Origin of the sequence: Priestia filamentosa (genome assembly GCF_900177535.1) — a bacterium.
GTDB lineage: Bacteria > Bacillota > Bacilli > Bacillales > Bacillaceae_H > Bacillus_I > Bacillus_I filamentosa.
The window spans coordinates 1-13,842 of the sequence record NZ_FXAJ01000005.1 but is presented as its reverse complement, the minus strand read 5'-3'; the positions used below and the strand labels follow the sequence as shown (position 1 = coordinate 13,842).

Sequence of the window (13,842 nt, the reverse complement as noted above, 5' to 3'; positions counted from 1 at the left end):
TTTTTTGGGGTGTAGAATGCTTTTTTAGTCTTCACTTTTTTTCTTAAAGAATTCCATTACATTGAATAGAAATAAAAAAATCATCTCATCCTAACTATGAGGTGACGTTTAGTATGTATAAGAAACAAATCATTGTAAGTTCCACTATTTTTATCACGATGTTCACAAGTGCTTTCTTGTTTAATGCTGCTACAAAGAAAGAATACTTAGATCAGGAAGCAGTAGAAAAATTAGTTGAGCAGTATGGAGAGATAATGAATAAGCACCCGTTACGCCCATTCGATTCAAGGGAATACGTGCGGTTGAATAAAGCAATGGAAGAGTTTGAGTTAAGTATAGAGTGAGTCACTTCTATTAAGTGATTTTCCTCCTTTAGTCCTGCTCAAACCTTTCTATGCAGGATTTATACAATATTTTTGAAAAGAAAGTACTAATATGGAGAAACATTGCTTGAATTCCATGAGCGGTTTCGATAAAGTGAGAGAAAGAGAATAAAATTTATGGAGGAACATATCTATGACACATGTTCGTTTTGATTACTCAAATGCACTTACTTTTTTCAAAGAGCATGAAATTACATACTTAAGTGATGCTGTAAAAGCAGCACATCATGCTATCCATGATAAAACAGGAGCAGGAAGCGATTTTTTAGGATGGGTAAATCTTCCGAAAGAATATGATAAGGAAGAGTTTGCTCGCATTGAGAAAAGTGCTGAAAAAATTAAAAGTGATTCAGATGTTTTATTAGTAATTGGAATTGGTGGTTCATATTTAGGTGCAAGAGCAGCAATTGAAATGCTTCAACACTCTTTCTATAACGTATTACCGAAAGAGAAACGTCAAACGCCACAAGTGATTTTCGTTGGAAATAACATTAGCTCTACATATATGAAAGACTTAATGGATCTTCTTGATGGAAAAGACTTCTCAATCAATGTTATTTCTAAGTCTGGAACAACAACAGAACCTGCGATCGCGTTCCGTATTTTCCGTAAGCTTCTCGAAGAGAAATATGGAAAAGAAGAAGCACGTGGTCGTATTTATGCTACAACAGATAAAGCACGTGGAGCTTTAAAAACGCTTGCTGATGAAGAGAAATACGAAACATTCGTGATTCCGGACGATGTTGGTGGTCGTTATTCTGTTCTAACTGCAGTTGGACTTCTTCCGATTGCTGTAAGTGGGGCGAACATTTCTGACATGATGAAAGGTGCAGAGGCTGCAAGTGAAGACTTTGCAAAGCCTAACCTAGAAGAAAATGCAGCATACCAATACGCAGCAGTTCGTAACCTTCTTTACAACAAAGGTAAGACAATTGAAATGTTAATTAACTATGAGCCAGCTCTTCAATACTTTGCAGAGTGGTGGAAACAACTGTTTGGAGAAAGTGAAGGGAAAGACCAAAAAGGAATTTATCCATCTTCAGCAAACTTCTCAACAGACCTACATTCTTTAGGACAATATGTTCAAGAAGGTCGTCGTGATATTTTTGAAACTGTAATTCGCGTTGAGAATCCTCGTCACGAGTTAACAATTGAAGAAGATGCGGCTGATTTAGATGGCTTAAACTATCTAGCTGGTGAAACAGTGGATTTTGTTAATAACAAAGCGCTTGAAGGAACAATGCTTGCTCATACAGACGGAGGAGTTCCGAACTTACTTGTAACAGCACCAGCTCTTGATGCTTATACATTCGGTTATATTGCTTACTTCTTTGAAAAAGCTTGCGCAGTAAGTGGTTACCTTTTAGGTGTTAACCCATTTGATCAACCAGGTGTAGAAGCATACAAAGTAAATATGTTTGCACTTCTTGGAAAACCGGGATTTGAAGAAAAGAAAGCAGAGCTTGAAAAACGTTTAAAATAATAAATGAAAAAACAGTCATAGCCTAAGGCTATGACTGTTTTTTTTTGTAACGATACAAAAGGATAAAAAGAGTAATATTGGAGACGTTAACATAGAAAAGGGGTGCTTACTATGATTGAATTACATTCAAACCTTGAGGGAAGAGTGTTTAAGCTGCATGATTTAGAAGAAACTTTAGGTTCTTTAGGATATACAATTGGGGGAGGATGGGAGTATGATCAAGGGTCATTTGACTATAAGATAGATGATAAAGTAGGGTATCAGTTTCTTCGTCTTCCATTTCAAGCTGTGGATGGTCAGCTTGATGCCCCTGGAGCAACAGTGCGTTTCAGAACACCTTTTTTGCTTTCTCATAAATATCAAATTGGTTTAGATGATCAAGTTCATGTTGGCAATGTGAAGAGCTCATTTGATCAATTCCAAGAACCGCAAGATCCCGATGCTTCTTTTCCAAAAGAATATATCCCACTAGGTCAGGAGCTCCTAAGAGAAGCGGAACAACGCCTTCTATATTGAATTTGAAAAGGCTTTGTTAGCTCACTTTCTAACAAAGCCTTCTTTTGAAAATAGCTGCTCGTACATATGCTTACTAATCATTTTATTTGTTTCGACTATTTTACCGGCTCCAGCATGTTTAGCACTTTTGACGTGTAGAGAAGAAAGAACTTCTGCTGTGATAGGAATATGACGATCTTGTCCCTTAACAGCTAAGATAGTCAAAATAGCCTGCATATCTGCTTCGTTTTCAGCTTTATGTTGATTAGCTGTAATCATCACTTCCCGAGCTTCAGAAATATTTGCTTTTATAAGTGTATCCTCATGTGTGGGATTTCCTTTTACAAAGTGAACGTATGCAGAAAGCATAGGACGTTCTTCCAGTGTTTCGTCAATTAACACAATATGTTTAGCAAGATGAGATTGGGCAAAAAGCTCTAGAAGTTGTTTTGTACGCTCGTTCCATCCAACAACAACAATATGATCACTTCCTCTATAAGGGAGGCTTCCATCAACATAAGCATTCTCTCTAGAAACTGCCATTCTAGCAAGTGTTACAAAATAATTCGTGATAAACCCTGTGCCAATTAAAATAAGTAACATAGCTAAAATACGCCCAATTACTGTATGAGGAACATAGTCTCCGAACCCAATTGTAGATATCGTGACAATTGACCACCATATTCCGTCAAAAACGGTTGGAAAGGTTTCTTCTTCAAGAAAATGAATAAGTCCACCAAAAATAACGCAAAGCAGTAGAATGATAACAATAAGTCGATATAAAACAGAACGACGGAAGAAGCGGAATAGAAAGCTATCAAACATTTGCAATTTCCTCCTTTAGGACATAGTGTTCCCATTTCTAAAGAAGGTATGAAAAAAGCGCCCCTCTAATTAGAGGGGCGCTTTTCTAAATTATACTGTTTGTTTTTTAGTTTCTTTTGGTCTTTCTTCCCAACCTTCAAGCTCGCCAATATGGGAAAGAGAGTCTTTGTAAAAGACGGGATCTTTTCCTTGTTTACGTTGATCTGTATAATCTTTAAGAGCTCTAAATGCTGTTTTTGCTAGGAATGCAATAGCAATTAAGTTTGTAAACGCCATAAGACCCATGAATAGATCAGCTAAGTTCCAAACTAAATCTACTTTTGCAACAGCTCCAAACAGGATCATTGCGAGAACAAGAATACGGTAAATGAAAATAATAACTTTATTTGTTTTAACGAATTCTACGTTTGTTTCACCGTAGTAATAGTTTCCAATAAGAGTACTAAAAGCGAAAAGGAAAATCATAATAGCAAGAAGAGATGAAGCCCATCCTCCAATATGTTCTCCTAGTGCTACTTGTGTAATTTGAACACCATCTAAGCCAGGTGTCTTATAGGCATCTGTTAAAAGTACGATGAAAGCTGTACTTGAACAAATAACCAATGTGTCAATTAGAACAGCTAAAGCTTGAATAAGGCCTTGTTTAGCAGGGTGGGTAACATCTGCTGTAGCCGCTGCGTTTGGCGCACTACCCATACCAGCTTCATTAGAGAATAAACCACGTTTAACACCTTGAAGGAGAACAGCTCCAAGCGTTCCTCCTGCAAATTGTTCAAATCCAAATGCATGCTTCACAATAGAAGAAATGACAGATGGCATTTCGTTGATGTTGATTAAAACAATTACAAGTGCAATGAGGATATAAAGACCTGCCATGAAGACTACAATGTATTCTGACATTTTTGCTATACGTTGAATACCACCAAAAATAATGATACCAAAAGCGATTAGAACGATAATTCCAACTACAAGTCGATTAGCATTAAACGACTGTTCAAAAGCGAGTGTAATTGTATTGGCTTGTACAGCAACAAATACAAAAGCAAATGAAATAGTAATCAGAATAGCGAATAAAACACCAAGCCAACGTTTCTTTAATCCTTTTTCCATATAATAAGCAGGTCCACCGCGGAAAGCGCCTTTATTTGGAACTTTGTAAATTTGAGCTAATGTGCTTTCAACAAAACCTGAGGCAGAACCAACAAGTGCTACAATCCACATCCAAAAAATAGCACCAGGTCCACCGATTGAAAGAGCAAGAGCAATTCCGGCAATGTTTCCTGTTCCAACACGAGCAGCCATACTAATACAAAAAGCTTGGAATGCTGAAATGCTACCTTTTTCTTTTGAAGCAGGCTTCTCTGTCAGCAACCTAAACATTTCTTTTAGTAAACGAAACTGCAGAAATCTTGAGCGAAGTGTAAAATATAGTCCTAGTATAAGTAACAAAGCGATAAGAACGTATGTCCAAAGGGCATCATTTATCGTAAGAACTACATCATTTAATAAATCCATTAATAATTCCCCCTTATGAAAAAATAATGATTTACAACTCTAGATGTATGTGAACTTTTCTAACATAAATAATATTATATAGGGGAAGGGAAACAGAAAGCAATACTATTCTTTGCTGTATTGAATAGTAGTAAAATTTAAAACATTTAAAATCTTATTACGTCTTACTTCTTTTGAATTTATAGCAGATCTGTTTCTTCTTTATATGAAAGAAAATGAGATAAATTATTCTTGTGGATGTTAACATATCACCAATCTATTATTCAAAAAAGTTGTTAGCAAAGATAACAAAATCAGAAAATAATGTTAGAAGATATGACAAAATTATCCCCTTAAACATGAAGTATATAATATTTTTTAATGAAAGAAAGAGATGACACAAAAAAATATAATAAATAATGAAAAAATTATAACAATTTAAAATGTAATGTGTTATAATTTCAGATAAATGACTTAGTCGATAAAAATAGTCGGAATTGAAGGTTGACAAACTAGCTAATTGTGCTAAAATTTCTTCAACATCCTCATTTTTTAGCATAATATAAAGGTGTATTTATGAAATATGCTCTTCTTTTTTGTAAAGAGAGTAGAGTTTTTATTGAAATTAATCTGACTTAAACCATCGGAAATATAGTTTTTAATTATTAGGAAGAAAAGAGGAGGAGTCAATATGGGGGATAGTTCTAATCATAAAGAAGCTTTGCGAAAAACAGAAGAACTTCTTCAATCAATACAATATGGCTCTGTTACTCTTATTATCCAAGATGGAAAAGTTATTGGTATTGATAAAGTCGAAAAAATTCGTTTGAAATAATAGAACGCTTAGAACGTTCTATCTTCTTTTAAGTTTAAAACCGTGTTTATCTATCGGATTAAATGTTTATATGGAAGGTGAGAATATGGCAAAGCTAACATACGAAACGTGGACAGATGAGGTTCCTACATTTGCACATGATGATGAAACAAAAGGAGCTCTTGCGACTCTAAAATGGGCTTATGATTATTACGGAGATTCAATTGTGTATGCCTGTAGTTTCGGGATCGAAGGGATAGTGCTCATCGATCTCATCGCAAAGGTAAATCCAAAAGCACGCATTGTATTTTTAGATACAGGCGTACATTTTCAAGAGACTTACGATGTGATTGATAAAATCCAAGAGCGTTTTCCAGATCTTAATATTGAGATGAAAAAACCATCTCTTAATCTTGAACAACAAGCAGAGCAGTATGGAGACAAACTTTGGGAACGTGAGCCAAATCAATGCTGCTATATTCGAAAAATTTTACCACTTGAACAAACATTGAGTGAAGTTGATGCCTGGATTTCAGGATTAAGAAGAGATCAATCTGAAACAAGAAAAAATACAAATTTCATTAATAAAGATAACCGTTTTAATAAAATTAAAGTATGCCCGCTTATTCACTGGACTTGGAAAGAGATTTGGCGCTATGTATACAAACATGATCTTCCATACAATGAGCTTCATGATAAAGGATATCCAAGTATTGGGTGTGCACCATGTACAGCTCCAGCATATAACATGGAGGATTTACGATCTGGTCGCTGGTCAGGAAATCAAAAAGTAGAATGTGGGCTGCACGAGTCTTAATAAAAGGTAGTTGATTGACCATGTTTACAACGATAGCCATTATTATCGCACTCTTTTTTGCCATGAATATTGGGGCAAGTGGTGCTGCTGCAACAATGGGGGTTGCATATGGTTCTGGAGCTATAAAATCAAAAAGAAAAGCTCTTCTTATATGTAGCCTCTTTATTTTACTTGGTTCATATTTTGGAACAGAAGTTGTAAAAACAATAGGTAATGGCATTATTCCAGAAGATATTGCGAGTGTTAAAATCGCAGTCATTATTTTATTAGCAGCAACAAGTACTCTGTTCTTTGCAAACTTGATGGGTATCCCACTTTCAACAAGTGAAGTGACTGTTGGAGCAGTAGTAGGGGTAGGAGTTGCTTATCAAGCTTTGTATATAAGCTCTATTTTGGAAATTGTCTTCTTTTGGGTTTTTGTTCCAGTTTTCTCTTTCTTTATTACGTACATTATTCGTAAGTGGGTTATGACTCAAAAAAGAAGAGAAAAATTCAAGAAAAAGCAGGGGAGAGAGAAATATTTAGTTTTCTTTCTTCTTATTGCAGGGTGCTTTGAAGCTTTTTCAGCTGGAATGAACAATGTTGCAAACGCCGTGGGGCCGCTTGTTGGTGCCGGTGTTATCAGCGCTTCTTTCGGTGTAATTGTTGGGGGCGCTTTTATCGCCCTTGGAGCTCTTTTATTAGGTGGAAGAGTGCTTGAAACAAACGGTAAGAAAATAACGGCTCTTTCTAAGGGAGAAGGAATTATGATTTCTCTAACAGGAGGAGGTCTTGTTTTTGTAGCCTCTCTATTTGGATTGCCTATCCCTCTCACACAAGTGACAACCTCTTCTATCATTGGAGTAGGAACTGCAAAACAGGGAGCAGGAATCTGGCAAAAAAGTATCGTGTTTCAAATGGTTAAAGTTTGGGTCGTGTCACCTATCTTTTCCTTAATGATTTCTTATGGGCTAGTCAAGCTAACAATTCAAGATGATTGGTACTCATTTTTTGTTATCATCATCTGCTGCTTAGCTACGCTTGGCACTGTAAGTCTTGCGCAAAATTCAAGCAAAAAAAAACTAAAAGTAACGTCAGCGGAACGAACAACTCTTTAAATTAAGAGATTGAATATACAATAATACTTGGGAGGTTTTTGTGATGACAGCAAGTCAGCCACATGGAGGTACACTAATTAATCGTTTTAATCCAGATTATAAATATGACGGGATTTCTAAAAGTATTGAGCTAGATCCGATGGCTCTAAGTGATTTAGAGTTAATTGCAATCGGAGGATACAGTCCTTTACAAGGCTTCTTAGGAAAAGAAGATTATGAGAGTGTTGTCCACACTATGAAATTAGCTGATGGCACAGTATGGAGTATTCCAGTTACATTACCTGTTGAAGAAAAGGTAGCCGAAACACTTCAAGCTGGTGAAGATGTTAAGTTGACTAAAAATGGTGTTGTCTATGGAGTACTTCATTTTGAAGAAGCTTATAAGCCAAATAAAGAAGTGGAAGCTGAAAAAGTTTATCGTACGACTGAAGCAGCTCACCCAGGTGTGAAAAAAATGCTAGAACGTCCGGATGTGTATGTAGCAGGGAAAATTACCCTTGTACGCCGTGAAGAGAAGAAATTTGCTGGCTATCATTTAGATCCAAAAGATACACGCGCTAAGTTTGAAGAGCTTGGATGGGAAAAGGTAGTTGGGTTCCAAACGCGTAACCCTGTGCACCGCGCTCATGAATATATTCAAAAAACAGCTCTAGAAATTGTTGATGGTCTCTTTTTAAATCCATTAGTTGGAGAGACTAAATCAGACGATATTCCAGCAGACATCCGTATGGAAAGCTATGAAGTTCTGCTGAAAAACTATTATCCAAAAGATCGTGTATTCTTAGCTGTGTTCCCAGCGGCAATGCGTTATGCTGGTCCTCGTGAAGCGATTTTCCATGCGATGGTTCGTAAAAACTATGGCTGCACGCACTTTATTGTCGGACGTGATCATGCGGGAGTCGGTGATTATTATGGAACATATGATGCACAATTAATTTTCCGTAATTTCACAAGTGAAGAGTTAGGCATCACCCCCCTATTCTTTGAACATAGCTTCTATTGCAAAAAGTGTGAAGGAATGGCTTCGACAAAAACGTGTCCACATGGTAAAGAAGATCGTATGATTTTATCAGGTACAAAAGTACGTGAAATGCTTCGTAATGGAGAAGTGCCACCAAGCACATTTAGCCGTCGTGAAGTTGTTGAAGTACTTATTAAAGGAATGAAACAGCAGACTGTTCAATCATAAGGGGGAAAAGCAATGGGTGAGTCAACAAATATTACATGGCATGAAAGTGGCGTAACGAAACAAGATCGCCGTAAAAAAAGCGGACATCATAGCTTTATTCTATGGTTCACTGGGCTGTCGGGTTCTGGGAAATCAACAATTGCAAATGCTGTTGCGCATCGCCTGTTTCAAGAGGGCATCAATGAGTATGTGCTAGACGGAGATAACATTCGTTTTGGATTAAATAAAAACCTCGGTTTCTCTGCGGAAGATCGTACGGAAAATATCCGTCGTATTGGAGAAGTTTCAAAGCTTTTCGTAGATAGTGGTCAAGTTGTGCTAACAGCTTTTATTTCTCCTTTTATTGAGGACCGAAAACAAGTAAGAGAAATTGTAGAGGAAAATGAATTTGTTGAAGTTTATATTGACTGTAATCTAGAAGAATGTGAGCGTCGTGATCCAAAAGGACTTTATCAAAAAGCTCGTGCTGGAGAAATTAAAGATTTTACAGGAATTAGTTCTCCATATGAAGCTCCAGAGAACCCTGAAATCACAGTTCATTCTGATCAGTATAGTGTAGAAGAATGTGTAGACCAAATTGTCGCATATTTAAAAAATGAAAACTTCATCTAGGAGTTTTCTATAAAAGGGAGTCACGTAAGGCTCTTAGTCTAAGGCTCATAGTGAATGCTATGAGCCTTATTCTTAAAGATAGCTTATCCAAAGCATCTCCAACTGATGGTTCAAATTTTAGAGATATGTTGGTACATTAATAATATAAAGTTAAGAATAGAGTGTATAAACTGACAACTTGGAGAGGAAGATGTACGTGAACATTGGAAAGGTTTATTTAGTTGGAGCAGGACCAGGAGACCCGGAACTTATAACTTTAAAAGGAATCCGCTGTATTGGAGGGGCTGACGTCATTTTATATGATCGTCTTGTTAATAAACATCTATTAACATATGCCAAAAAAGGTGCTGACCTTATCTACTGTGGCAAATCTCCAAATGCTCATATCCTTCAACAAGAGGCAATCAATAATGCCCTTGTAAAACATGCTAAAGAAGGAAAAACGGTTGTTCGATTAAAAGGTGGAGATCCATTTGTGTTCGGTCGTGGTGGCGAGGAAGCTGAAATTCTTGTTCAAAACGGTATCTCTTTTGAAATTGTTCCAGGCATCACCTCAGGGATTGCAGCAGCTGCTTATGCTGGTATCCCTGTTACACATCGTGAATACAGCGGAAGCTTTGCTTTTGTGACAGGTCATCGCAAACAGGAAGATGAACATGTGAAATGGGAAGCTCTAGCTAAAGGAATTGACACATTAGCCATTTATATGGGCATTAAAAATCTATCATATATTTGCGAACAGCTTATTCAACACGGCAAGAGTCCTGACACACCCGTTGCATTGATTCACTGGGGAACTTATACTGAGCAAAAAACTGTAGTAGGTACACTTGATACGATTATTGATATAGCTCATAGAGAAAAAGTGAAGAATCCAAGTATGGTCATTGTTGGAGAGGTTGTTGTGCTAAAAGACAAATTAAGTTGGTTTGAAGAAAATACGCAGCAATATGTTGAACAAGTTTTCTAAAGTGAGGGATCAAAGTGGAAGCTGTATTGTATATTTGTCACGGGACGCGGATTAGAGATGGACAGATCGGAGCACGGCAATTTATTGAACGTTGCAAAGAGAAAGTAAACGTTCCTATTCAAGAAGCATGTTTTTTGGAACTTGCTGAACCAACTATTGAAGAAGCTTTTGCTCGATGTATAAGGCAGGGGGCAACAAAAATTGTAGCTGTCCCGATTCTTCTTTTAACAGCAGGGCATGCAAAAAAAGATATACCAGAAATATTGCTTTCCTTAGCTGAAGCACATCCAGAAATTGAAGTTGTTTATGGAACTCCTTTTGGGGTTCATGACAAACTTGTTGATGTATTAATGGACCGTATACGTGAAGCTAACAGTATGATTGATAAAGATGCGACAGTTTTACTCGTTGGTAGAGGAAGCAGTGATCCAGATGTGAAACGTGATTTAAATGAAATTGCCCTTATGTTAGAAAGACGAGGCGGTTTCTTAAAAGTGGATACATGCTTTCTTGCTGCAGCAGAACCTACTTTTGAACAGGGGCTTCGTGGGCTTGAAGGAAATAAGCAAGTTTACATTGTTCCGTATATTCTTTTCACTGGGTTACTCATGAGACAAATTGCAGCAGATGTAAGTCAGCTGCTTGTTGACTCTTCGAACATTTTTCTATGTTCATTCTTAGGTTATCATACTATTTTAGAAGACATTCTTGCTGAGAGAATTGAAAAGTGGAAAACTCAAAAGGGAAACTTAATGTTTAATGGAGAAGGATTATGTACACTGTCACATTGAATATAAGAAATAAAAAAGCTCTCGTTGTTGGTGGAGGTAATGTTGCGACAAGGAAAATTAGACATCTTTTAAAAGAAGGAGCAAATGTTACAGTTATTTCTCCTGAAGCCACGGATGAAATCAAGAAGTGGGAAGAAAAAGGCGAAGTTTATTGGGAAAAGCGAGAAGCAAATGAGCTTGACGTTCCCTCGGCATTTCTCGTTATATTAGCAACAAATAACACAGAGGATAATGAAAAACTATTAAAAGCTGCTTCACCAAATCAGCTTGTTAACGTAGCGCATAAGGGGGATAAGGGGAGCTATACTGTGCCAGCTCAGTTCACACGTGGAGACTTAACCATTTCAGTCTCAACAGGGGGAGGAAGCCCGCTGTTAGCTAAAAAGATACGTGATGAACTTTCAGCACGTTATGATGAAAGCTATGAACAGTATGTTGACTTCCTGAATGAGGCACGTTCTTTTATACATGAAAATGAAAAACAGGCTGAAGAAAAAAAGAAGCTTCTTCATCGTTCTCTGCAAGAAGAAATGAAAGATGCTTATCATCAGCAGCTTTTTTGGCAGGCTTTATATGATAAATATAAAAAAGATTAAAAAGTGCGAGTAGAGATTGCTGTAGTAACCTCAACTCGTACTTTTTGTTTATTAAGAAAGACTTTGAATATCAATTTGCTTAATCCCTGCAACTTTTTGAATATCATAATAAACATCTGTCGTGAACCGCTTTTCATGGGCCAAGATTTTTAGCTGCATAACGACAAAGTCATCCAGGTCTTTTACACGAACGTGTTTTACCCTTAAATTTAAATTTTTGATTTCAGAGATAAGAGTTGTTAAATGAACATCTCTAGAGACGGTTAGCTCCAGTCGAATCTCTTTCTCTTTAAACTGCTTAGGGCCAATCAGTTTAGTAAGGAAAGGTATAAATTCAACGCTGATCATAAGAAGAATAACGGCAATCACAGCTTCTGTGTAAAAGCCAGCTCCAACCGTAATGCCAATTCCAGCAGCTCCCCATATGAGTGCAGCTGTCGTTAAGCCTGAAATACTATCATTTTCTCTTCTCAGAATCACCCCTGCTCCAAGGAATCCTATACCAGATACAATTTGAGCGGCAAGTCGCAAAGGATCCATTGTAATGTTACTTGCTTTTTCAAATAAATAAGCAGATTCGATAGAGACGATAGTTAAAATACAGCTTACAATGGACATTACAAGTGAAGTCTTTAATCCAACAGGTTTTCGCTTTAGTTCTCTTTCAAGACCAATAATTAACCCTAGCACAGCCGATATTCCAAGCTTTAATATCGTTTCGTAATACATGTTCTTACCTCGCTTTCGTTATAAGGTGAAAAGAAGGAAGATCACTGGCTAGAACTTAACACTTTATGTCTATAAGATATATGCGCTATAAGAGGGAGGTAGTACAAAGAGGACAAGAAGAAAAGAAAGACAAAAAAGCCTTCCGCTTGGCGAGAGGCTTTAAAGCATGTCCTGAAAGTGAAAGAAAAATAAACAAAAAATGAGGCCAAATACAGAACTTAATATAAAGTGGCTGCCTTCTACTTTTCCTCTCCTATCTCCTATTTTGATTCCTTCAAAGTAAGCAAAACAAATAAGGGAGATGGCCATTAGGAAAGATAGCCACATTCCTAACTGAATTAACATGAGTGTAAACTCCTCTCTAGCATCTTTACTATGAAAGTATGTAGAGATTTACTAGTTTATGCTCATTAGATAAACAGTCTTTTAGAAGAAATTAAAATCAGGCATGTTACAATCGTGCTTAACACAAAAGCTGGTATCATATATGTGCTGTTATAAACAATCGTATACCACAAAAGAGGAACATCTTTTGGAGCATAAACAGCAAAAAAGAAATAACCTGATACGCAGTGCGCAAGATAACGCAAAAAACTGCCTACAAAAGATCCTAAAACAACGTACAAAATAACTTTTCCGGTGTGATTGTTTGTTAGAGAAGAAATAATTCCTTTTCGAGTTAATCCTGCAAATCCGATAACTGTAAAGGCAATGAGATAATCAATAAGACCTTGTACAGGGGTGTAAATTTGACTTGGTCCTACTATAACTTGTAGAAGACCTAATAAAAAACCAGAAGCAAGGCCTTCCTTTATACCATGACGAAAAGCAACGATCAGAACAGGGACCATTGAAATGGAAATTGCACCTCCCTGAGGAAGAGAGAAAAATTGAGCAACAATGTCTAATAGGAAGGCAAGGGCAGTCATGATACTTATTTCTGCTAAAACTAAAGTGCGGCCACGCTGCATGTAAACACCTCTTTCATTCAATAATTTTCTTGGCTACAATATACTTTTCTTCTATAGAAAGGCAAGTATGTGAAGTAGTGAATAGGTACGTTGTAGATTATAGCACCTTTTTATAATTGAAATAAAAACTATTAATAAACATTTTCATTTCTTCTAAATAATGATAGGATATGTTAAGCAGAAAGAAGTTAAAACTCCATATGTACTAAGGTTCTTAAGTTTTTTTGAAAAAATTTAAAAAAACTATTGCAAAACAATTTAATACGTGATAAATTATTACTTGTCGCTGCTACGGTAGCACAAAACAGAAAAAAGCTAAAAAACATTTTAAAAAAAGTTGTTGACACACTTCTAAAGAAGTGATAAGATATAAAAGTCGCTGTTAACGACGAATGAAGTGATTGACCTTTGAAAACTGAACAAAATACGTCAACGTTAATTCTATTTTATTTTTAAAACAACGTTTCTTATTAGAAACAAAAAGCTATGGACATCGAAAGATGAAACCAAACTTTCTATGGAGAGTTTGATCCTGGCTCAGGACGAACGCTGGCGGCGTGCCTAATACATGCAAGT

At 36.6% G+C, this 13,842-nt stretch carries 16 protein-coding genes and 1 rRNA gene; 12 read left to right on the top strand and 5 right to left on the bottom strand.

The annotated features are described in order from the left end of the window. Positions 1-113: 113 nt before the first annotated feature. The 3 genes from B9N79_RS17770 to B9N79_RS17760 all read left to right on the top strand — a co-directional run bounded on the left by B9N79_RS17770 (position 114) and on the right by B9N79_RS17760 (position 2,382). Entirely contained in the window at positions 114-344 is a 231-nt protein-coding gene (locus tag B9N79_RS17770; RefSeq protein WP_019395076.1) for a hypothetical protein, read from the top strand. 172 nt (positions 345-516) lie between these two features. Continuing rightward, on the top strand, positions 517-1,866 hold the full coding sequence (locus B9N79_RS17765) for a glucose-6-phosphate isomerase (protein ID WP_019395077.1): 1,350 nt from the start codon (positions 517-519) through the stop codon (positions 1,864-1,866). A 111-nt stretch (positions 1,867-1,977) separates the two neighbouring features. Further along, positions 1,978-2,382: a YugN-like family protein gene (locus B9N79_RS17760; RefSeq protein WP_046218003.1), complete on the top strand. Its 405-nt coding sequence runs from the start codon at positions 1,978-1,980 to the stop codon at positions 2,380-2,382. A 21-nt stretch (positions 2,383-2,403) separates the two neighbouring features. Here B9N79_RS17760 and B9N79_RS17755 read toward each other — a convergent pair whose 3' ends face one another. Both B9N79_RS17755 and B9N79_RS17750 read right to left on the bottom strand, forming a co-directional pair. Continuing rightward, complete coding sequence (locus B9N79_RS17755) at positions 2,404-3,186, bottom strand: potassium channel family protein (RefSeq protein WP_040060142.1); 783 nt, start codon at positions 3,184-3,186, stop codon at positions 2,404-2,406. Between the two features lie 90 nt (positions 3,187-3,276). Next, positions 3,277-4,701 carry an alanine/glycine:cation symporter family protein gene (locus B9N79_RS17750; RefSeq protein WP_040060141.1) on the bottom strand — a complete coding sequence of 475 codons (1,425 nt, stop codon included), beginning with the start codon at positions 4,699-4,701 and terminating at the stop codon, positions 3,277-3,279. Between the two features lie 670 nt (positions 4,702-5,371). Between B9N79_RS17750 and B9N79_RS17745 the strand changes: the two genes are divergently transcribed. From B9N79_RS17745 to B9N79_RS17710, 8 genes are all read left to right on the top strand, one after another. Further along, a complete protein-coding gene (locus B9N79_RS17745; RefSeq protein ID WP_019395081.1) occupies positions 5,372-5,515 on the top strand; it encodes a YezD family protein in 144 nt (47 codons plus the stop codon). 85 nt (positions 5,516-5,600) lie between these two features. Further along, positions 5,601-6,311, top strand: a complete 711-nt coding sequence (locus B9N79_RS17740; RefSeq protein WP_046218002.1) for a phosphoadenylyl-sulfate reductase — start codon at positions 5,601-5,603, stop codon at positions 6,309-6,311. Between the two features lie 20 nt (positions 6,312-6,331). Next, positions 6,332-7,408 carry a sulfate permease gene (locus B9N79_RS17735; protein ID WP_019395083.1) on the top strand — a complete coding sequence of 359 codons (1,077 nt, stop codon included), beginning with the start codon at positions 6,332-6,334 and terminating at the stop codon, positions 7,406-7,408. Positions 7,409-7,451: 43 nt separating this feature from the next. Further along, positions 7,452-8,597, top strand: a complete 1,146-nt coding sequence (gene sat, locus B9N79_RS17730; protein WP_046218001.1) for a sulfate adenylyltransferase — start codon at positions 7,452-7,454, stop codon at positions 8,595-8,597. 12 nt (positions 8,598-8,609) lie between these two features. Further along, positions 8,610-9,209 (top strand): adenylyl-sulfate kinase, encoded by a 600-nt coding sequence (gene cysC, locus B9N79_RS17725; RefSeq protein ID WP_019395085.1) that lies wholly within the window; start codon positions 8,610-8,612, stop codon positions 9,207-9,209. 202 nt (positions 9,210-9,411) lie between these two features. After that, complete coding sequence (gene cobA, locus B9N79_RS17720) at positions 9,412-10,179, top strand: uroporphyrinogen-III C-methyltransferase (RefSeq protein WP_026009760.1); 768 nt, start codon at positions 9,412-9,414, stop codon at positions 10,177-10,179. A 14-nt stretch (positions 10,180-10,193) separates the two neighbouring features. After that, the gene (locus B9N79_RS17715) at positions 10,194-10,970 is read left to right on the top strand and encodes a sirohydrochlorin chelatase (RefSeq protein ID WP_019395087.1); all 777 of its coding nucleotides are present in this window, start codon (positions 10,194-10,196) and stop codon (positions 10,968-10,970) included. Then, positions 10,952-11,566 carry a precorrin-2 dehydrogenase/sirohydrochlorin ferrochelatase family protein gene (locus B9N79_RS17710; protein ID WP_046218000.1) on the top strand — a complete coding sequence of 205 codons (615 nt, stop codon included), beginning with the start codon at positions 10,952-10,954 and terminating at the stop codon, positions 11,564-11,566. Before B9N79_RS17715 ends, B9N79_RS17710 begins: the two co-directional genes overlap by 19 nt. Positions 11,567-11,617: 51 nt before the next feature. On the opposite strand, the gene B9N79_RS17705 is transcribed toward B9N79_RS17710, so the two are convergent. From B9N79_RS17705 to thiT, 3 genes are all read right to left on the bottom strand, one after another. Then, entirely contained in the window at positions 11,618-12,295 is a 678-nt protein-coding gene (locus tag B9N79_RS17705; RefSeq protein WP_019395089.1) for an MgtC/SapB family protein, read from the bottom strand. A 159-nt stretch (positions 12,296-12,454) separates the two neighbouring features. After that, the gene (locus tag B9N79_RS17700; RefSeq protein ID WP_019395090.1) at positions 12,455-12,640 is read right to left on the bottom strand and encodes a hypothetical protein; all 186 of its coding nucleotides are present in this window, start codon (positions 12,638-12,640) and stop codon (positions 12,455-12,457) included. Positions 12,641-12,705: 65 nt separating this feature from the next. Further along, the gene (gene thiT / locus B9N79_RS17695; RefSeq protein ID WP_040060135.1) at positions 12,706-13,266 is read right to left on the bottom strand and encodes an energy-coupled thiamine transporter ThiT; all 561 of its coding nucleotides are present in this window, start codon (positions 13,264-13,266) and stop codon (positions 12,706-12,708) included. A gap of 514 nt (positions 13,267-13,780) precedes the next feature. Here thiT and B9N79_RS17690 point away from each other — a divergent pair. Next, positions 13,781-13,842 (top strand): 16S ribosomal RNA (locus B9N79_RS17690); the annotation flags it as partial.